General features: G+C 56.5%; 20 protein-coding genes. 12 read left to right on the top strand and 8 right to left on the bottom strand.

Going from position 1 to position 18,632, the window contains the following annotated elements:
* The first annotated feature begins 305 nt into the window (after window positions 1-305).
* From HY868_05045 to HY868_05090, 10 genes are all read left to right on the top strand, one after another.
* Window positions 306-1,469 carry a metallophosphoesterase gene (locus HY868_05045; GenBank protein MBI5301483.1) on the top strand — a complete coding sequence of 388 codons (1,164 nt, stop codon included), beginning with the start codon at window positions 306-308 and terminating at the stop codon, window positions 1,467-1,469.
* Window positions 1,470-1,474: 5 nt separating this feature from the next.
* Window positions 1,475-1,783 (top strand): hypothetical protein, encoded by a 309-nt coding sequence (locus HY868_05050; protein ID MBI5301484.1) that lies wholly within the window; start codon window positions 1,475-1,477, stop codon window positions 1,781-1,783.
* Window positions 1,784-2,192: 409 nt separating this feature from the next.
* Window positions 2,193-2,684 carry a universal stress protein gene (locus tag HY868_05055; protein ID MBI5301485.1) on the top strand — a complete coding sequence of 164 codons (492 nt, stop codon included), beginning with the start codon at window positions 2,193-2,195 and terminating at the stop codon, window positions 2,682-2,684.
* A gap of 168 nt (window positions 2,685-2,852) precedes the next feature.
* On the top strand, window positions 2,853-3,266 hold the full coding sequence (locus HY868_05060) for a hypothetical protein (GenBank protein ID MBI5301486.1): 414 nt from the start codon (window positions 2,853-2,855) through the stop codon (window positions 3,264-3,266).
* Window positions 3,248-3,535, top strand: a complete 288-nt coding sequence (locus HY868_05065) for a hydrogenase maturation nickel metallochaperone HypA (GenBank protein MBI5301487.1) — start codon at window positions 3,248-3,250, stop codon at window positions 3,533-3,535. The genes HY868_05060 and HY868_05065 overlap by 19 nt, the downstream gene beginning before the upstream one ends.
* Window positions 3,536-3,625: 90 nt before the next feature.
* Complete coding sequence (gene ychF, locus HY868_05070) at window positions 3,626-4,729, top strand: redox-regulated ATPase YchF (GenBank protein MBI5301488.1); 1,104 nt, start codon at window positions 3,626-3,628, stop codon at window positions 4,727-4,729.
* Between the two features lie 242 nt (window positions 4,730-4,971).
* Window positions 4,972-6,516, top strand: a complete 1,545-nt coding sequence (locus tag HY868_05075; protein MBI5301489.1) for an acyl-CoA carboxylase subunit beta — start codon at window positions 4,972-4,974, stop codon at window positions 6,514-6,516.
* A gap of 113 nt (window positions 6,517-6,629) precedes the next feature.
* The gene (locus HY868_05080) at window positions 6,630-6,968 is read left to right on the top strand and encodes an OadG family protein (protein ID MBI5301490.1); all 339 of its coding nucleotides are present in this window, start codon (window positions 6,630-6,632) and stop codon (window positions 6,966-6,968) included.
* A complete protein-coding gene (locus HY868_05085) occupies window positions 6,965-7,489 on the top strand; it encodes a biotin attachment protein (GenBank protein ID MBI5301491.1) in 525 nt (174 codons plus the stop codon). Before HY868_05080 ends, HY868_05085 begins: the two co-directional genes overlap by 4 nt.
* A 59-nt stretch (window positions 7,490-7,548) precedes the next feature.
* Window positions 7,549-8,604 (top strand): sodium ion-translocating decarboxylase subunit beta, encoded by a 1,056-nt coding sequence (locus tag HY868_05090; protein ID MBI5301492.1) that lies wholly within the window; start codon window positions 7,549-7,551, stop codon window positions 8,602-8,604.
* Window positions 8,605-8,777: 173 nt separating this feature from the next.
* Here HY868_05090 and HY868_05095 read toward each other — a convergent pair whose 3' ends face one another.
* From HY868_05095 to HY868_05130, 8 genes are all read right to left on the bottom strand, one after another.
* Window positions 8,778-10,388, bottom strand: coding sequence for a cytochrome b/b6 domain-containing protein (locus HY868_05095; GenBank protein ID MBI5301493.1), 1,611 nt, complete (start codon window positions 10,386-10,388; stop codon window positions 8,778-8,780).
* 3 nt (window positions 10,389-10,391) lie between these two features.
* Window positions 10,392-11,510: a cytochrome c3 family protein gene (locus HY868_05100; GenBank protein MBI5301494.1), complete on the bottom strand. Its 1,119-nt coding sequence runs from the start codon at window positions 11,508-11,510 to the stop codon at window positions 10,392-10,394.
* Between the two features lie 203 nt (window positions 11,511-11,713).
* Entirely contained in the window at window positions 11,714-13,105 is a 1,392-nt protein-coding gene (locus tag HY868_05105) for an amidase (protein ID MBI5301495.1), read from the bottom strand.
* Window positions 13,106-13,109: 4 nt separating this feature from the next.
* On the bottom strand, window positions 13,110-13,520 hold the full coding sequence (locus HY868_05110) for an STAS domain-containing protein (GenBank protein ID MBI5301496.1): 411 nt from the start codon (window positions 13,518-13,520) through the stop codon (window positions 13,110-13,112).
* 128 nt (window positions 13,521-13,648) lie between these two features.
* Window positions 13,649-13,906, bottom strand: a complete 258-nt coding sequence (locus tag HY868_05115; GenBank protein MBI5301497.1) for a MoaD/ThiS family protein — start codon at window positions 13,904-13,906, stop codon at window positions 13,649-13,651.
* A gap of 90 nt (window positions 13,907-13,996) precedes the next feature.
* The gene (locus tag HY868_05120) at window positions 13,997-15,157 is read right to left on the bottom strand and encodes a glycosyl hydrolase (GenBank protein ID MBI5301498.1); all 1,161 of its coding nucleotides are present in this window, start codon (window positions 15,155-15,157) and stop codon (window positions 13,997-13,999) included.
* Between the two features lie 118 nt (window positions 15,158-15,275).
* Window positions 15,276-15,614 (bottom strand): hypothetical protein, encoded by a 339-nt coding sequence (locus tag HY868_05125; GenBank protein ID MBI5301499.1) that lies wholly within the window; start codon window positions 15,612-15,614, stop codon window positions 15,276-15,278.
* A 161-nt stretch (window positions 15,615-15,775) separates the two neighbouring features.
* Window positions 15,776-16,306, bottom strand: coding sequence for a DNA-3-methyladenine glycosylase I (locus tag HY868_05130; GenBank protein ID MBI5301500.1), 531 nt, complete (start codon window positions 16,304-16,306; stop codon window positions 15,776-15,778).
* Between the two features lie 433 nt (window positions 16,307-16,739).
* Between HY868_05130 and HY868_05135 the strand changes: the two genes are divergently transcribed.
* Window positions 16,740-17,969, top strand: a complete 1,230-nt coding sequence (locus HY868_05135) for an oligosaccharide flippase family protein (protein MBI5301501.1) — start codon at window positions 16,740-16,742, stop codon at window positions 17,967-17,969.
* An 18-nt stretch (window positions 17,970-17,987) separates the two neighbouring features.
* The gene (locus HY868_05140) at window positions 17,988-18,632 is read left to right on the top strand and encodes a NeuD/PglB/VioB family sugar acetyltransferase (protein ID MBI5301502.1); all 645 of its coding nucleotides are present in this window, start codon (window positions 17,988-17,990) and stop codon (window positions 18,630-18,632) included.

Consider the following 18,632-nt stretch of genomic DNA (forward strand, 5'->3'; position numbering starts at 1 on the left):
AGCAAATTATCGAACTGCTCGCGCTAGGCTTGCTCATCCGCGCTCAAGCGTTCCGCCAACAAGCGTTCTGCCAGCGCGTTGGGCGACAAGCGGTTGCGTTTGGCTTCGCGATCAAGTTGCTTGAAGACGGATTCTGAAATCGTGAGTGTTCGTAACATAATTTCTTCACCTGTATTTCCCTACGAGATATTACAACGGTTGGACGATTTCGGCAAGTGGGAATTTGTCGCTTATCGGTTGCTTTAGATCGTCCCGTGCTACCACACCAAAATCCAAAATCAGAAGTCGAAAATCGAAAATCCACCATGATCAAACTCGTCTGCACCGCCGATAACCACCTCGGTCGCTTTTACGGCAAGATGAACGCGAAACAACTCGCGGAACGTCGCGCGCGTTTGCGCCGCGCGTTCGCCCACGCAGTTGACCACGCGATTGAAAAACGCGCACATCTCTTTATGCAGTGCGGCGACCTCTTTGACCGCGAAGCGCCGCCACCCGCCGAACTCACCTTCGTCGCGCAACAATTTCAGAAATTGCGCGACGCGGGCATCCGCATCTACGCGATCAGCGGCAATCACGACATGCCGACATCGAGCGATGGCGCGACGCCGGTGCGAATCTACGACGCGCTCCGCGCCGCGCACGTGTTCAACAAACGCACCGAGATCGAATTCGATTTCGTCAAAGTCGAAGGTGCGACGGTCGCGCTTGGCGGCATCGCGCCCGACCCGCGTCTCGATGCGCGCGCGGACCCGCTCGACGACGTGACGTGGACGCCGCCACAAGCCGATGTAACGCTGTTGCTGCTGCACTGCGGCTATGAAGCGTGCGTGCCGAAAGAATTCGCGGAAGCGATCCTGCCCAAATCACGCGTCGCCGAGATGCAAGCGATTGATTATTTCTTTCTCGGCGACATTCATCGTACGCACAAATCCACGCTCGACAAGGCGACGATCATCGTGCCCGGCGCAACCGAGCGCATGACATTCGGCGAAATCGGTGAACGACCTGGGTTTTACTATGTCGAACTCGATGGCAAAACGCCGATCAAATTGTTGCATGAAGAAATCGAAGCGCAACCGATGCGCCGCGAAATCATTCGCACGACCGACCTGCCGAGCGACACACCAACCGAGTACATCGCCGAGCGATTGCAGGAATGGGCAGACACGGAACAATTGATGCAACTGCGTCTCGAAGGTCCGGTCGCGCGTGACATGTACCATCGCTTGAAATTCTTCGACATCTGGCGGCTCGGCAACGAACTCAATTTTTTCTTCGACCTGGATCGTGCGGCGGTCACGTTGCAAGGTGAAAACGACAGCAATGGTGGCGGCGAAATTGTCAGCATTCGCCACGAGCTCGAACGCGTTGCAGATGAACTTGCCGCCCCGCGCGAGGGCGACGACCGCGCGTTGTACGAGGAGGCGCGCGCGATGGTGATGGAACGAATGGGACGCGCGGAGTAGGCACTATGTCCAAAATCGCACTCGGTGTTCTTTGCGGCATCGTGTTCGGCATCGTTTCGGTCGCGACGATGATCCCGCTCGAAATGAAAGATAAACGCGTCGCGATGACCGGCGCGTTCGTCAATCGTTTTGGCATCGGCTTTGTTATTGGCGCGGCGAACCTGCCACTGCCAACCTGGATCAACGGATTGCTTTTTGGGCTACTGCTCAGTCTGCCCGACGCGATCATTACCAAAGCGTGGATTCCAATTTTGACGATCGGCGCGATTGGCGGAATCGTCATCGGCATTGTGATCAGCGCGTGGGGAATGTGAGAAATGCTTATGGAGAGCATGCTCACTGCTATTACAAGTTTTTAAGACTCCCAATTCTGCATCTAGCGATTTGGGTCACATCCACCCCAACCGATTGGATTCGTTCGGAAGCATTCCGGCATCCAAGACACCTTGCAGAATTAGCGCGCCCAGTCACTGATGGCGATGGCTATTCGATTAGCATCGCGCGAAAATGTATCGCAATGTGCTATTGCATTGTCTCCAAACCATGCTATAATCACGTTCAGCAAAGTGCTCATAAGACAACGTTGCCCGGGTTGCAATTCTGAAAAAGAGTTCCTCGGCGCTGAACGATCATAATTGTCTCGTCACCCGCTCTGGTAAGCGCCAGGGCGGGTTTCTGTTTTTTTCCCAGACGACCCAGGTTTACGGTGCGATGGGAGGCGAGATGTACAGAAAGATTCTTGTGCCGCTCGATGGATCCTCACTTGCCGAAGGCGTATTACCGCACGTTCGAATGCTTGCCGAAAATTTTGATGCAGAAATTGTATTGCTTCAGATCGTCGTTGATCCAATCTACGATTTACTCCTGAGCGGACCGAAGCTTGCCGCCGCGACCCACGATAGCGGATCAACCCAGCATCCCAGGTCTCAAAGTTATTTAGATTGCGTCGCCAAACCGCTTAGAGAAGCGGGACTCGAAGTGACGACGATGGTCTGTGAGGGGTTGGTCGCCGAAACGATTTTGGCTTGCGGCGAACGATTTCAAGTGGATTTGATCGTGATGGCAACCCATGGCGTCAACACGCCGAGCGGCTGGCAACTGGGCAATGTCACCTATCGAATCGTCCATGATGCTAAAGCGCCCGTCCTCCTGATTCGCGCACAACAACCGTCTTTCCCAGGAGCAGAACTCGCGATGGCAACTCAGTCGAACTAGAGCGAATTCCCAACGCGTTTCTTGGCGTGAATGAGTGGAAAGGCAGGAGCCGTGGTTGAACATGAGTCTTTTGACAACTGGATAATTAGCGAAGAGATGGTCCTGGCAGGTTTGAGCGAGAATGCCAAAACACTTTTTGCCGAACTAACTCAGTTTGAATGGAGTTGCTTGATTCTCCATTTCTTGCATTCACACTCGACGACATCGCTGACGGCAGACGACGTTGCCTATCATCTAGCCAAACCCATCGAAGCGATCGAGCGAGACCTCACCACCCTCGCGCAACTTCGCCTGGTGCAGACGACGCGAGTTGCCGGGGTCACTTTTTACTGTTTGACGCATGAACCGTCCAGGCGGAAACTCGTGCACGAATTGTGCGCGTGGCAAGATTCCTGGGAGACGCGCGTTCGCGCGATTGTGCTAATGATCTGGGGCAACGGCGCTTCCGCGACGTACATCGCGCCAGCCAGAATGCGCGAGTTCCATTCGGCGTTTCATGCCGCCAAAGGATTGACGCCTGCACACGCGCCCATCTTGCCACCCACGTTAGAAAGAGAAGTAAAATGGACGAAACCGTTTTGATGCAGGGCATCGTGCAACAAATGTTGGACGCCGCCCAAAACGCCAAATCAAAGCACATTCGAGTCGTCAATCTTGCGGTGTGCGATAAACAAGTTGATCCAAACGAACTCACCCGCGCATTCGAGACACTCACCTTTACGACGATTGCCCAGGGCGCGCGTCTGCATCTCCGCCGCGATGATCCAATCGCGATAGATCCAATGCTCGAGCACCTTGCCGTGGACAAGCAAACTTACACTGTTCGCTTGGACAGTCTCGAACTGGATTGACCAAGCAAGCCGCTTCCACGCGTAACACAAAACCGCGAACGCCGAGTTTCGCGGTTTTGTTTTTCTCCCTACTCGTGCTATACTCGCGACATGCAAATCGGAATCATCGGCTTGCCCAATGCAGGCAAAACAACCATCTTTAACGCGCTCACGCGCGGACAAATCGAAACCGCGGCGTTCTCGTCCGGCAAATTGGAAGTCCACACCGCGATGGTGGACGTGCCCGACCCGCGCGTGGGTGTGCTTTCGAAAATGTTCAACCCGCGCAAAACGATTTACGCGCAAGTGCAGTACAACGACATCGGCGGTCTCTCGCGCGGCATCGGCGAAAAGGGCGGGATAGACGGCGTGCTCCTCAATCACATCGTCCAGAACGACGCACTCCTCCACGTCGTCCGCGCGTTTGAAGACGAAAATGTGCCGCACATCGAAGAGACGATTGACCCGGCGCGCGATCTCGACATCCTCGACACCGAACTGATTCTTTCCGACCTCGCGATGGTCGAGCGGCGGCTCGAACGCATCCACGCGCAGTTGACCAAGCGCGGCGGCACGCCCGCCGAACGCGATGCGATGCTCAAAGAGCAAGCGGTCCTCGCGCGCTTTCAGCCGCAACTCGAAGCCGGCAAACCACTCCGCGATTTAGAGTTGAGCGACGACGACCTGCGCGTCACGCGCAATCTCGCGCTCGTCACGCTCAAGCCGATGCTCGTCGTGTTCAACACCGGCGACCGTGCGGTGAGCGATCCGACGACGATTGCGAAATACGCGCACAAAAAGACGATGCTCGCAACCTTGCAAGGTAAACTCGAAATGGAACTCGCGCAAATGTCGCCCGACGATGCCGCCGAGTTTCTCAAAGAGTACGGCATCGCCGAACCTGGGTTGTCGCGCGTGATTCGCTTGTCGTACCAATTGCTCGGCTTGCACGCGTTCTTCACCGTCGGCGAGGACGAAGTGCGCGCGTGGACGATTCGCGTCGGCGCGAACGCGGTGGACGCGGCAGGCACGATTCACACCGATCTCGCGCGCGGCTTTATTCGCGCGGAAGTGATTTCGTACGCGGACATGCTCACCTCCGGCGACATGGTCGAAGCGCGCAAGCATGGACGCTTGCGGCTCGAAGGCAAAGAGTACGTCGTCAAGGACGGCGACATTCTCTCGATTCGATTCAACGTGTCGAAAAACGAATAAACGAATGAACGCAATGTCATTCGTTTACGCGTTCTCCATGTGTTGCCTAATTTGACAGGATGCGCTAAATCGGACATATTGAACTTGGGAAGCAAGAGTGAAGAACGCTCACGCACGCGGACAACAAACCTGTCCGCGCGCGTGAGCGTTTTTTTGCGAATACGTTTTGGCTTTGGAATCTTTAACCCATCGCGACGGTCGTCGGTCTGCCGTCGGCAGTCGCATATTTAAGGAGTGGTCTGATGACAGATTATCTAACCCAACTGCGCGAGATGCGCGAACGCGCTGTGCAAGGCGGCGGTACGGAACGCATCGCGGCGCAACACAAGCGCGGCAAAATGACCGCGCGCGAACGGCTCGCGCTCTTGCTCGACGAAGGATCGTTTCAAGAACTTGGCGCGCTCGCCACGCACAACGTCACCGATTTCGGCATGGACGAGCAACGTTTTCCCGGCGATGGCGTCGTCACCGGGTTTGGCAAAATCAGCGGGCGACGCGTCGCGGTGTTCGCACAAGATTTCACCGTGCTCGGCGGCTCGTTCTCCGAAGTGCAGTCGCACAAGATTTGCCGCATCCAAGACCTCGCGTTGGAAAGCGGCATCCCGATCATTGGACTGAACGATTCCGGCGGCGCGCGCATTCAAGAGGGCGTGCGCTCGCTCGCGGCTTATGGCGAAGTGTTCACGCGCAACGTGCTCTCCTCCGGCGTCATCCCGCAGATTTCGTTGATACTCGGACCCTGCGCCGGCGGTTCGGTCTATTCGCCCGCGCTGACCGATTTCGTGATTATGGCGCAGCGCACCAGTTTCATGTTCATCACCGGTCCTGAAGTCATCAAAGCGGTGACCGGCGAAGAAGTGAATTTCAACGATCTTGGCGGCACGATGGTGCACAATGCGAAAAGCGGCGTCGCGCAACTCGTCGCGGAAGACGAGACGCAAGCCATCGAGCTGACCAAACTCTTGTTGAGTTATCTGCCGCAGAACAATACGGAAGACCCACCCCAGGTCGCGCGCTATGATTCGCCGGACCGCATGGACGAATCGCTCAACACCATCGTTCCACCGAACGAGAACGAACCGTACGATATGCACGAGGTCATTGACGCGATTGTAGACCCGCGTAGTTTTCTCGAAGTCCATCCGTACTATGCGCGCAGCGCCATCGTCGGTTTCGCGCGGCTCGACGGTTATTCGGTTGGCATCGTCGCGAATCAACCGGCGCATCTCGCCGGCGTGCTCGACATTGATTCGAGCGACAAGGTCGCGCGCTTTGTGCGTATCTGCGACGCGTTCAACATTCCGGTTGTCACGTTCGTGGACACGCCGGGTTATTTGCCGGGCGTGGATCAAGAACATTACGGCATCATTCGCCACGGGGCGAAAGTGATCTACGCGTTTTGCGAAGCGACCGTGCCGAAAATTTCGGTCGTCACGCGCAAAGCGATCGGCGGCGCGTACATCGCGATGAGTTCGCGGCAGATGCGCTGTGACCTCGCGTTTGCCTGGCCCTCCGCGCAGATCGCGGTGATGGGCGCGGATGGCGCGGTGCGCATCTTGCGCCGCCGCGAAATTACATCGTCGAGCGATCCCAAATCAGTGGAAGGTCAATTCATTCAAGAGTATCGCGAAAAATTCTTCAACCCGTACACCGCCGCGAACCTGGGACAGATTGACGAGGTGATCGAGCCAAAGGAAACGCGCCCGCACTTGATTCGCGCGCTCGAAGTGCTTCGCACCAAAGTCAAACAGAATCCACCGAAGAAGCATGGACTGATGCCGGTCTAGTTCGGAATTCAGAATTCAGTATTCGGTATTCAGTATTCGGCGCACTGAACACTGGACACTGAATACTGAACACTGGACACTGAATACTGAACACTGGACACTGGACACTAAATATGGAATCAATCAACATCGGATTACAACTCACCCTCTACGGCATGGGCTTGGTGTTCTCACTGCTCGGCGTAATGGCGCTGGGCATCGCGCTGATCACACGCTTGGATCGCGGCAAGACCCAGGTCACCAAAGCGCCCGCCCTGTTGTACCCGCCTGGGTTGGACGCGGACACCGTCGCCGCCATCACGATTGCGGTCATGTCGCATCGCATTCATCTGCGCCAGCAAGCCGCGCCGGCGGTGCGCGAGCACAAACCTGGCACGCTCCCCAGCCGGTGGGTCGGCGTGGGGCGCACGTTACAAAATTCGAATTGGCAACCCGGTCGGAGGACGCGATGAGACGCTACAAATTGCAAATCAAGGACAAGGAATACACGATTGACGTGCAAGACCTTTCGGCGAACGAGTTTCGCGTGATGCTGAACGACCAGGCATTCGACGTGCAACTCTCTGCCGCGCAAGAACTGCTCGGCGCGACTATCACGCCGCAAATCTCGCCGGTGAATGCGGCGGACGAAAGCGCGATTGAACGACCCGCCACGTCGTATCATCCGCCATCGCTCGACGTATTGGGTAGCGTGCGCCTCGCACCCGCACCCGCGCTCCCGCCGACGCCGCGCACGAGCGCGAATGGCGCGAGTCAGGAGATTACCGCGCCGATGCCGGGCACGATCCTCACGGTTGAAGTCAAACCGGGCGATGCCGTAACGCACGGACAAACCGTGTGCATTCTCGAAGCGATGAAAATGAAAAACGCGATTCGCTCGCCGCGCGATGCGACGGTTGCCGAAGTGATCGCGCAAGCCGGGCAAGCAGTGCGCTACGGCGATGTGCTCGTCCGGTTCGAGGAGGGTAAGTGAGCGTCTCCTTCGATCAACTTCTCCAAGGCATCCAAGGTCTCACGCTTGGCTCGGCATTGATGATGGCAATCGGCGGCGTGTTGCTCTATCTCGCGATCGCGAAAGAGTACGAACCGATGCTCCTCCTGCCGATTGGCGCGGGCGCGATCTTCGCCAACTTGCCGCTTTCGCCGATGATTCAGGATGAGGGTCTGCTCACCATTCTGAAACAAGCCGGCGTCGAGAACGAACTATTTCCGCTGTTGATTTTCATCGGCATCGGCGCGATGACCGATTTCGGTCCGCTCCTCGAAAACCCGCGCATGATGCTGATCGGCGCGGCGGGGCAGTTTGGAATTTTCGGCACGTTGATGCTTGCGTTGCTGTTGGGCTATAATCTCAACGAAGCCGCCTCCATCGGCATCATCGGCGCAATTGATGGACCGACTTCGATCTATGTGAGCAATCTGCTCGCGCCGCACTTGCTCGGACCGATCACCGTGTGCGCGTACAGTTACATGTCGCTCGTGCCAATCATCCAGCCGCCGATCATGCGTTTGCTCACGAGCAAAACCGAGCGCGCGATTCGCATGCCGTACTCGCAACGCGTGATCAGCCGGCGCACGCGCATTCTGTTTCCGCTCATCGTCATCGTCGTCGTCGGGACGCTCGTGCCGATGGCGTTGCCGTTGATCGGCACGTTGATGCTCGGCAACTTGATGCGCGAGTCCGGCGTCGTCGAACGGTTGACCGGCGCGTCGTCGAAAGAAATCGCGAACATCGTCACGCTGTTCCTGGGTCTGGCGGTCGGCTCGACGATGAGTGCAGACGCGTTCTTGCGCGTGCAAACGCTCGGCATCCTCGCGTTGGGGCTGGTCGCGTTTTGTCTCGACATCGCGATGGGGTTGATGTTCGCTAAATTCTTGAATCTGCTCAGTCGCGGTCACTTCAATCCGTTGATCGGCGCGGCAGGCATCAGCGCGTTTCCGATGGCGGCGCGCGTCGTGCAAAAGATCGGGCAGGAAGAGGACTTTGAAAATTTCTTGTTGATGCACGCGATGGGCGCGAACGCGTCCGGTCAAATCGCGAGCGTCATCGCCGGCGGCGTGTTGCTCGCGTTGATGGGCGCGCGATAATCATGACAAAATCTAATAGGACGCGGATGAAAAAATTATCCGCGTTTGTCCGCGTCCATCTGCGTCCAAAATTGCCCGGTTTGGTTCCGACTCGACCAAGTTAGGACACACGGAAACTAAAAGAGCGATGCGGGGATTTTCTCCGCATCGCTCTTTGTTTTCAAGCAACTTGACTACGGCAATTTATGGCACGCGACACACGTGGCATCCGCGCGTCCGGCGTGGTCTGCCGGATTTTTCGGACCGCTCGCGCCGGTCTCGTGACACACGTTGCAGATCGCGCGTCCCGCGTGACTGGCTGGGAGTACTTTCGCTACACCCGCGCCGCCGGCAGGCGCTGTGGTGGCAGACGGTTTCGTCGCGGCAGGCGCGGCGCCGGTCGCGGGTGCAACGGTAGGTTTCGCGGCGGCGGTTGGTACGGTAGTTCCAGCACCGGTCGTGGGCGCAACGGATGGTTTTGCCGCGGCAGTCGGCGCAACAGTCGCGGCGCCGGTCGTTGGAGCGACAGCGGGTTTCGCGGCGGCAGTCGGCGCGGCAGGCACGGCGCTACTCGCCGGCTTGTGGCACGCGCTGCACGTCGCATCTGCGCGTCCGGCATGGTCCGCCGGATTCTTGGGACCGGCAACGCCGGTTTCGTGACACACGTTGCACGTGGTGCGTCCATCATGCGTAGCGGGGAGTGGCTTGATGCCACCGCTCGTGGCAGGCGCACTCACTGGCGGTGTCGCGCCCGCTATCGGTGTTGCAACGCCAGTAGAAAGTTTGTGGCACGCGCTACACGTCGCGTCCGCGCGTCCGGCGTGATCCGCCGGATTCTTGGGTCCGGCGATGCCGGCTTCGTGACACACATTGCATTGCGTTCGCCCGACGTGGCTTTCCGTCAACGGCTTGGGCGCGGCAATGACCGGCGCAACCGTCGCGCCCGCGCGCAAGGTGGGCGTTGGTGTGATCGGCGAGAATACCTGGACATCCGCGCGGCGCGGCAAGGTCGTGATCGCCGTTTGTTCGTACGTGGTGAAAAAGTAGACGCCGAGGAGCATCACAACACTAAAGCCCAACGCGATCGGGATGAAGAGGCGCTCGCGTTGTTTGACCACCTCAGCCGGCGGACGCTTGTCGGTTTTACCCTGGTGCAGCCGTTCAAGTTCCAAGCCATGTTCTTCTTCCATTTGATGTTCCGGCATCTTGCCGGTGAACATGGCGCGATTGAACATCTTGATGTGAACATTGTAAAAGTGCCAGATGAGAATCGCGAGCACGGCGAGGAGCGCTTCGCCCCCATGCGCGGCTTTGGCGGCGGGAATCAAATCGCCGGGGACGAAGCGCGCGGTGTTGATCGGGTTCCACATCATAAACCCGGTCAGCGCCATCACGACCGTGCCCCACACGAACGCCCAGTACTCGAACTTTTCGCCAAAGTTGAAGCGGTCGAACTTGGGATGTTCTTTCGTCAAACCAAGGTTGTAGCGAATCGCGTCGAGCGCGTCGAGCACATCGTCAAAACGCGGGAACATCGTCCAGCGCACGCGGACGACGTAAATTTTGTAGGCGATGGCGACGATATGATAGATCGAACCAAGCACCATCACCACGGCGGCAAGGTGATGAATCAGGCGCACGAATTCGATGCCGCCCATGATCTGGATCATCTGCTCCGCCCAGGCATTGCCGACGAATTTTTGCGGCAAGCCGGTGACGGCGAGAATCGTAAACGACGCGAACATGATCCAGTGTTCGACGCGTTGCGCCGGGGAAAAGCGTGGATATTGTTTTTGCTCCGCCATGATTTACGCTCCTCCGTTTTTGTTGAAACGATTGATAATACGGCGCGCGAGATCGAGCGCGATAAACCCGAGCATACCGCCAATCGTCACGGGAATGAGAATGGTGTAAAACAGATTCACATAGTACATGGCTGGGAAGCGTTCGGGGCTGGCATCATAGTGACTGAGCCACGACGCCGGAAAATTCGTCGTCGCGTCGGGGTGACATTGCTGGCACGTCTTGAGCAAATTCTGTCGAAAGACCGTGGATTGCGGATCGTCAATTTTCTTGATGTTGTGGACGCCATGACAATCGAAGCAGACGGCTTTGTTCGTAGGATGGTCGGGTGACTGTTTCTCGAACAACTCGACGGTCGTGCCGTGAAAGTCGGCGACGTAACTATTCATCACGTTCGTCGAAATCCGGTACTTGTTCATCAACGCTTTGTTCGTGTGACACTTGGCGCAAATCTCCGGCGACTTGAGCCGAAATTGCGCGGTGAGCGGATCGCCGATGTTGTGAACGCCGTGGCATTCGACGCACGTCGGCACGTCGAGATTGTTTTCGGTAATCAACGCCGAACCGTGAATGCTGTCTTTGTACTGATTGAAAATCGTGCTATGGCATTTTTGACACGTGGTCGAAATGCGCGCACGGGGTTGAGCTGGCTTGGAGGAATAGTGCGCGGTGTGGCAGTCGGTGCACACTGGCGCGTCGCGATTGCCGGCGGCGAGTTCGGTCGCGTGCACCGAGTCGAGCGTCTTTTTGAATTGGTCACCGTGACACTGCCGACACAGCGTGTACATCTGAATCGAAAAATCGCGCGCGTCCCGCGCGGCAATCGGCGGATGCGGATAGCCGCTGATATTGGTATGGCACGCGGTACACCGTTGTCCTTGCTTGCCATGCACGGATGCGTTGAACGCGGCGGCATCCACGAACATGGGCAGACTATCACCGTTCGGTAATTTGAGCACCAATTGCCGATTCGAATGGCACGCCAAGCACACTTGATTTTCGATTTCCGCAGCGGGCGGCGGAGCGTCCGGCGGACCGCCGGCATTCGCCGACGGCGCATGGAAGAGAGCGAGACCGATGAGCATGCCTAGCCCTGCGATGAATCCGATCATGCGTAATTGCATAGACCTCTCCCGAATAAAAAATGCCTTTCCGCTCGCGTGGCAAACGGAAAGGCAATCATAACCTCTGTCATCCTGACAATACGCGAAAAATGGGCCCATCCACTTTGGTGAACCGCGACAGAATGATGTTAAACCGCGCGGGTCAAAATCGTGTAAACTTCAAGTCAAAATTCGGTCAAGGTTTGCGATTATCCGAATATATCTTACGCCGGGACAGCCGGATGGCGGCGATGCCAATCCGTTTCGCGTTGGAAGCGCATACCGAGTTGGAGCAGCGCGTTCTCGCCAAACCGATTGCCGGTCAAAGCGAGCGCAAGCGGTAAATTTTGCTTGCCGAATCCCATCGGCGCGATGAGCGCGGGCACGCCGCACAGCGCGCCAAGCACGCTATAATTGCCGCGCCGCCGCACGCGCGTTTTGAGACTCATCTCGAGGGGAATCGCTTCTTCCGTCACCGCCGGCGAAACGAGCGCGTCGAACTGGTCGAAGAGCGCGAGCACATCCCGCGTGATCTGCGCGCGTTGTTTGAGCGCGCGCGCGTACTCGCCCGGCGCGAGTTGGAGCGATTGACGCAGCGATTGCTTTTGCGACGCGTCCACCAGCAAATCTAGTTTATCGCTCTTGATAAATTCTTCGTGCGTCGCGAGCGTTTCCGCGTGCAGAATCGTCAGCGCGATATCGCTGTACGGATAGTCGGGCAATTCCACACGCGACAGTTTCACACCGATTTTCCTGAACACACGCAACGCGTCGTCGAATGCCTTGCCGAGTTCCGGGATGTCGCTGAAATCGGCGGGCAAAACGCCGACGCGAAAATTGCGGCGCGCGAGGCGCGGCTGGAACTGGAACGCGCGCCCGGTCGTCGGGTCGTTCGCGTCGGGTCCGGCGATGGCTTGCAAAATCCAGCCGCAATCTTCCGCGCTGCGCGCCATCGGACCGATTTTGTCGAGCGTCCAACCCAACTCCATCGCGCCGGCGCGACTGACTAAGCCCCACGTCGGTCGCAAACCGGTGACACCGCAGTACGCCGCGGGCGTGTTGATGCTGCCCCAGGTTTCCGAGCCGAGCGCGAACGGCACGAGACCCGCCGCGACCACGCTGCCCGACCCGGACGACGAGCCGCCCGACCAGTGATTGACGTTCCACGGATTCAACCCCGGTCCGTGCAACGACGCGGACGCGAATTCGTACCCGCCGCCGCCGGCAAGTTCGACCATCGCGAGTTTGGCGACGAGCACCGCGCCGGCGTTTTGCAGACGCGTGATAACGGTCGCATCGTAATCGAAAACCTGGTCGCGGTGCGCGGGCGAACCCCAGCGCGTCGGAATGTTTTTCGTCGCGAGCAAATCCTTCGCACCGTACGGAATTCCCAGCAGGAGCGAAGCATGCTTCGCCCCTACACGCCGCAATGTGTGATCCGCGCGCCGCGCTTGTTGCCGCGCGAGGTCGCGCGTCAATTCGGCGAGCGCGTGATAGCGCGGTCCGAATTTTTCCAAACGGTCGAGGAAATGCATAGTCAATTCGACCGACGAAATTTTTTGCGCGTGAAGCAGGCGCGCGAGTTCGCTCGCGGTCAGCCAGTCCAACTCAGGCATTGGTTTACTTCCCCGGTTCAAACGAAACGAGCGCGTTTTGGCGATTCGTGTGGATTTCTAGAAACATATCTATCCCGGCAGTCTTGAGCACGTCGAGTACGCGCGGTGTGGGATTGAGCAATTTGAGATGCTGCGATTTGAATTTGCCGGATGCCAATCCTTGGCTCACGGCGGCGTCGCTCTCATCGGGCGCGTGCGCGCGCACCCAGTTGAAGATTTGATTGAGCGCGCGCAAGCCGGCGCTGCTCATGTACGGCACGTCGCTCAAGTCGAGCAGAATATAGTGCATCCCGGCTTGAATCGCTTCCTGCACGCGCGTTTGCAGTTCGCTATAGTTGGACGCGTCCACGTTGCCGTGAATTTGAAAAACGGTGACGGACACGCGGCTGGTTTCCAACGTCGTGGTAATGTTCATTTTTTCCTCCCTCAGGATATTCATTTTCTGTGATGCAAATTGTAGTGGCGGAATTATAGTCAGTGACGCGGATTTTGCAATAGCCGCAAAAAGACCCAAAGGGCATGCAACCCTTTGGGTCTTAACGATCAACCGCCGCTAATCGCCATCACGATTCGCACGCGATCATTTGGCGCGAGCGGCGCGTCCAGATTCGGCGCGAGAGTTTGGTTGACGAAAATTTTGATGTGCTCGCGAATTTCGTCTTGCTCGTTAATGATGCGAAAGCGAATGCCCGGAAACTGTCGCTCCAGATCCGCGAACAATTCCGCAAGCGTCGCGCCATTCGCTTCGACCTGAGCCGCGTTCGTGTACGCGCGAAGCGGTGTGGGAATGTGGACTTGCATAATTTGCCTACGGATTGTCATTTCGAGCGGAGCGAGAAATCTCGCGCACAACTGGTAAGATTTCTCGCGTGCGCTCGAAATGACAATTGCTCATAACTCCACCGCGCGCACCGAATAGATTTCCGGGAGCGAGGTCAGAAGCCGCGTCCACGATTCGCCTTCGTTGCGACTCGCCCACACTTCGCCGCCGGTCGTGCCGAGATAGACGCCGACCGGATCGTGCGAATCCGCGTTCATCGCTTGGCGTTTCACCGAAAACCAACCGTGCTGGGTCGGAAAACCTTTGGTCTGTTTCTTCCACGTTTTGCCGCCATTGTGCGTGACGAACGCCGCCGGTTTTCCATTCGGGCTGACGCGTCCCAACGGAAAAGAACCGTCGAGAGGGAAAATCCAAACGGTGTTTGGGTCGCGCGGATGTGTAACAATCGGATATGAGTGATCGCTGTACGGCTTTGGTAATTTTTTGCCGATGTTTTCCCAAACGCCTTTTTTGCGATCCATTGTGTACACCCCGAAATGATTTTGCATATAAAATCGATCGGGGTCGAGCGGATTCATTTCCACGCGATGCGGATCGTGTCCCACTTCGGCATCGGGAACTGGAAGAAACTCGGACACGAGTCCTTTGTTCAACGGATGCCAATCGCGTCCTTTATCCTGCGATTCAAACACGCCGCCGCCAGAGAGACAAAGATACATGTGCCTGGCGTCGCGCGGATCAATCATCACCGAATGGAGCGTCGGTCCATCGGGTGGTCCTTGATCCGGCGGATTCCACCAGGTCTGGAATTGGGGATGTTGATTGAACCCGTTGACCGGTTCCCAGGTCGCGCCATCATCCTCCGAACGAAACAATCCTTGGGGCGATGTGCCGATGTACCACACACCGGGTTCGCTCGCGTGACCCGGCGAAATCCAAAAGTTGTGATGCACCGAAATGCCGGTCTCGCCTTCGGGCGCTTTGGGAAACGCGGGTGGCTGGGTCGCCTCCTTCCACGTCTTGCCCAAATCGGTCGAGCGAAAAACAGTCGGACCGAGATGCCCGGTGCGCGCGCCCATCAAGATCGTGCGACTGCCGCGCGAGTCCATCACCATATCGTTGACGACCGCGCCGATAAAGATGCCGTCGGACAGTTTCCACTTGCGCCGCGTTTTATCGCCGCGCAAAATGAACGCACCCTTGCGCGTGCCGATGAGCAAGGCAACTGCGCCGGATGCGGGTTTGGGAACGGTTATATTTGGTTTTGCCATTACACCCTCCTTCAGGTGAACACGTGGCAACATTCTAGCAGAACGGGTGTTCGTCGTCAAGAGGGGGGCGAACCTCCGAACCTTGCGAAGGTTTCACACTCCGCGCCTTTGCAAGGTTTTATGTTGGTTTGTCGTCGGGACGTGCTCCGACGATTTGTTCAAAGCGCGGATCGTATCGCATCTCTTCGAGGTCGGGATCGCGCCACGCCCAAGCGCGATCAAAGTCGTCTTGCTTTGCGGCACGAGATAAATGCTCAAAGGCAAGTTCTCGATTATCACAAATAGATTCAAAGCAAGCAAGGTTATACCAGTCTTCGGGCGGTATAGCCGATTCTGCTTTCATTGCGTAATTTGCGAAATCAGTTTTGTGTCCCAATTTTTTGTGAACGGCAGCCAGCCCAAAAATCGTGTTCAAATCTTTCGGAGAAAGAACGCTCAACCGTTCAAGAAAATGCAACGCGTCTCGATCTTTTTGTTGGTAGCGAAGTACCTGAATAAGATAGTTGCAATATTCTTGATTTGTTGGGTCAAGTTCAAGTACCTTCCGATAACACCGTTCTGCTTCGACGTAATCCCCTCAATGAAACTCCGTTGATGGGTTGAAGTGATTCTTACTGGTTACGATTTTTTCAACTCTATGTACCGAAAACATCCGACGACATGATCGTTCACCATTCCCGCCGCCTGCATGAACGCGTAGCAAATCGTCGAGCCGACGAACTTGAAGCCGCGCGCTTGCAAATCCTTACTCATCGCGTCCGATTCTTTTGACTTGGCTGGAATTTCCTTCAACGATTTCCACTGGTTGCGAATCGTCTTGCCGCCGGTGAATTGCCAGATGTACTGGTCGAACGAGCCGAACTCTTTTTGGATTTCGAGAAAGCGTTGCGCGTTGCCAATCGTCGCCGCAATTTTCGCGCGATTGCGAACGATGCCGGCATCGGCAAGCAAGCGTTTCGTATCGCGCGCGTTGTATTTCGCAATTTTCTGCGCGGCGAAATTGTGGAACGCGCGGCGAAAATTCTCGCGCTTGTTCAGGATGATTTGCCACGACAAGCCGGCTTGGAACGCGTCGAGGACGAGAAACTCGAACAGTTTGCGGTCGTCGTGAACCGGCGTGCCCCATTCGTTATCGTGATACGCGATCATCAGTTCGTTGTCCTGGGGCCATTCACAGCGTTTCAATGCATGCTCCTTGCCTAATCAGCACCTTCGCCAATCAAGGACTGAATGCAAAACTGAGAACCACGATCCGCGTTTGGCGATGGCATTGCGATTTAATTGGATTACACGGCATTGTAGTGACTTTGGGTCTATCGGTCAATGGGCATTGAACCGCGTAACTTTTGACGAACTAGGGTGTCTCGTTTATACTCTCATTGAAAAATGCCCTGTATTCGTCCGGACTCGGTACAGTGAACTCAGCGGAGATTTGCAACGGGCAGCTTGCTCAAGTCCATGTCCGCGTCGAACAAGATCACGATTGATTCTGCATAAATGGAGCCGGTTCATCCTTCCTAGTATTTCTTCTGTTTCCAAGCGCTTGCTAATTAGTGGAGTGTGGGCTGTCAGCGGAACGGGCATGATGATGGCGCTGAGTCTAGCCGGCAATGCGCTCTTGGCGCGATTGCTTACGCCGTCGGATATGGGAGCGTATTTTTATGCCGCGAGTCTGGCAATCTTTTTTGCCGCGGTTGCCCAGCTGGGGCTTGGACGCATCGCAACAAAAACGATTGCGGAGAATTTGGCGGTCGGCGATGCCGGAGGCGCAAGGCAATCGGCGAAAGCCATTTTGCGCCTCGGCGCGCTCGCGGCGCGGGGGCTTGTCGTCATCGCCAGCGCCGCGAGCGGCATGCTGGGTCTTTCGCTCGTCTTTGTTTTGCTCGTTCCACTTTGGATATTCGTCGAATCGGCGCAACGATTGATTGCCGAAGTCTTGCGCGGCTTTGACGATATTCGTGCGGCGACGCTGTTTGGCGGACTGGTAGCCGCTGGGGTGTTTGTGGGATTGCTTTGGATCGTCTCGCTAACCCCTAGTCCGCTCGATCAAATTCATGCTGTAGAGTTGAAAATAAGCTCCATCGCTTTTTCGACGATTTTGGCGCTTGTCGTCTTGTGGCGCATGTTCAATACTCAAGTTGTATCCGCCTCAATCAATACGAGACTATCCTCCCCGTCGCTCCTGCGACAATCGGCGCCCATCTTGATTACCAACTTGACTTGGTTGACCATGGCGCAGAGCGACATTTGGATTGTGGCGGCGTTTCGTCACCCATCCGAAGTGGCGGTCTATGGAGCGGCGGCGCGTCTAGCGATACTCGTCTCCGTGCCGCTCGATATTGTGAATGCGGTAATCGCTCCCAGTATCGCCAGGTTGTACAAACTGGGACGAAAAAATGAACTAGAAAAAATGCTCCGCGACAGCGCGACCCTGGCGAGTATCGCGTCTATAGCGAGTCTAATTCTGTACATGTCGCTCGGCGCTGATATTTTGGAGTTCGTCTATGGATCCGTTTATCGCGATGGGGCAATGGTATTGGCGCTAACAAGTCTGGGGCAAATTGTAAATGTCTGGTCGGGATCGTGCGGACTGGCGCTGATGATGACGGACCATCAACGTGCCTTGATGCTAATTTCGGTTTTACGGAGTGTGCTGACGGTGAGCGCCGCGCTGGCGCTCGTTCAGCCACTTGGTATCGTTGGCGTCGCCGGAGTGATGGCGTTAGGTGTCGCTCTGCAAAACATTTGGACGCTTGGATACGTCAAGCACGCGGTGGGAATCTGGACCCATGCGCGGATGTGGATACGTTGAAGAAGGAGTGGCGATCCAATGGAGATCAAACCGCTGTTGATTCTTGGCGACGGCACGTTTGCAACCGAGACGCTCGATATTGCAGAGACCGCCGGCGGATTCAAACCGCTGGGCTTTGTCAATAGTCTGGAACGTCCTGCGTCAGGGGCAGTCCACGCTGGCTTGCCAGTGTTTTGGATTGATGAGATTCCTTTCCGACCAGCTGAATGTTATTTGGTCGCCGGAATTGTGAGTACAACACGTCGCAATTTTATCGAAACGATGCTGGCGCGTGATTACAAATTTACTTCGGTGATTCACCCCTCGGCGACCATTTCCCGTCGCTCTAGCATCGCGGCTGGGTGTGTGATTAACGCGGGTGTGGTCATTTCGGCAAACACTCGCGTTCAAGCGCATGTGATTTTGAACCGGGGTTGTTTGATCGGTCACGATAATTTGATTCAGCCGTTTTGCACCATTGGTCCAGGGGCGAATCTAGCCGGCGGTTTAGAAATCGGCGAAGGCGCGTATATCGCCGTGGGCGCGGTGATTCGAGACCATGTGACCATCGGCGCCGGGTCGGTGGTTGGCGGAGGCGCGGTTGTGGTCAAATCGGTGCCGCCGAACGTGCTGGTGGCTGGCTTGCCCGCGCAAATCATGAAAACAGATGTCAAAGGACTATAG

The organism is Chloroflexota bacterium (genome assembly GCA_016219275.1).
Classification (GTDB): domain Bacteria; phylum Chloroflexota; class Anaerolineae; order UBA4142; family UBA4142; genus JACRBM01.

What these genes read in the sequence shown, in the direction of transcription:
- HY868_05115 (MBI5301497.1), bottom strand. Translation starts at nt 13,906, where the DNA reads ATGCAAGTCCACATTCCCACACCGCTTCGCGCGTACACGAACGCGGCT.
- HY868_05130 (MBI5301500.1), bottom strand. Translation starts at nt 16,306, where the DNA reads ATGATCGCGTATCACGATAACGAATGGGGCACGCCGGTTCACGACGAC.
- HY868_05095 (MBI5301493.1), bottom strand. Translation starts at nt 10,388, where the DNA reads ATGGCGGAGCAAAAACAATATCCACGCTTTTCCCCGGCGCAACGCGTC.
- HY868_05090 (MBI5301492.1), top strand. Translation starts at nt 7,549, where the DNA reads ATGATGGCAATCGGCGGCGTGTTGCTCTATCTCGCGATCGCGAAAGAG.
- HY868_05075 (MBI5301489.1), top strand. Translation starts at nt 4,972, where the DNA reads ATGACAGATTATCTAACCCAACTGCGCGAGATGCGCGAACGCGCTGTG.
- HY868_05050 (MBI5301484.1), top strand. Translation starts at nt 1,475, where the DNA reads ATGTCCAAAATCGCACTCGGTGTTCTTTGCGGCATCGTGTTCGGCATC.
- HY868_05085 (MBI5301491.1), top strand. Translation starts at nt 6,965, where the DNA reads ATGAGACGCTACAAATTGCAAATCAAGGACAAGGAATACACGATTGAC.
- HY868_05055 (MBI5301485.1), top strand. Translation starts at nt 2,193, where the DNA reads ATGTACAGAAAGATTCTTGTGCCGCTCGATGGATCCTCACTTGCCGAA.
- HY868_05135 (MBI5301501.1), top strand. Translation starts at nt 16,740, where the DNA reads ATGATGATGGCGCTGAGTCTAGCCGGCAATGCGCTCTTGGCGCGATTG.
- HY868_05080 (MBI5301490.1), top strand. Translation starts at nt 6,630, where the DNA reads ATGGAATCAATCAACATCGGATTACAACTCACCCTCTACGGCATGGGC.
- HY868_05110 (MBI5301496.1), bottom strand. Translation starts at nt 13,520, where the DNA reads ATGAACATTACCACGACGTTGGAAACCAGCCGCGTGTCCGTCACCGTT.
- HY868_05065 (MBI5301487.1), top strand. Translation starts at nt 3,248, where the DNA reads ATGGACGAAACCGTTTTGATGCAGGGCATCGTGCAACAAATGTTGGAC.
- HY868_05120 (MBI5301498.1), bottom strand. Translation starts at nt 15,157, where the DNA reads ATGGCAAAACCAAATATAACCGTTCCCAAACCCGCATCCGGCGCAGTT.
- HY868_05140 (MBI5301502.1), top strand. Translation starts at nt 17,988, where the DNA reads ATGGAGATCAAACCGCTGTTGATTCTTGGCGACGGCACGTTTGCAACC.
- HY868_05045 (MBI5301483.1), top strand. Translation starts at nt 306, where the DNA reads ATGATCAAACTCGTCTGCACCGCCGATAACCACCTCGGTCGCTTTTAC.
- ychF (MBI5301488.1), top strand. Translation starts at nt 3,626, where the DNA reads ATGCAAATCGGAATCATCGGCTTGCCCAATGCAGGCAAAACAACCATC.
- HY868_05100 (MBI5301494.1), bottom strand. Translation starts at nt 11,510, where the DNA reads ATGCAATTACGCATGATCGGATTCATCGCAGGGCTAGGCATGCTCATC.
- HY868_05105 (MBI5301495.1), bottom strand. Translation starts at nt 13,105, where the DNA reads ATGCCTGAGTTGGACTGGCTGACCGCGAGCGAACTCGCGCGCCTGCTT.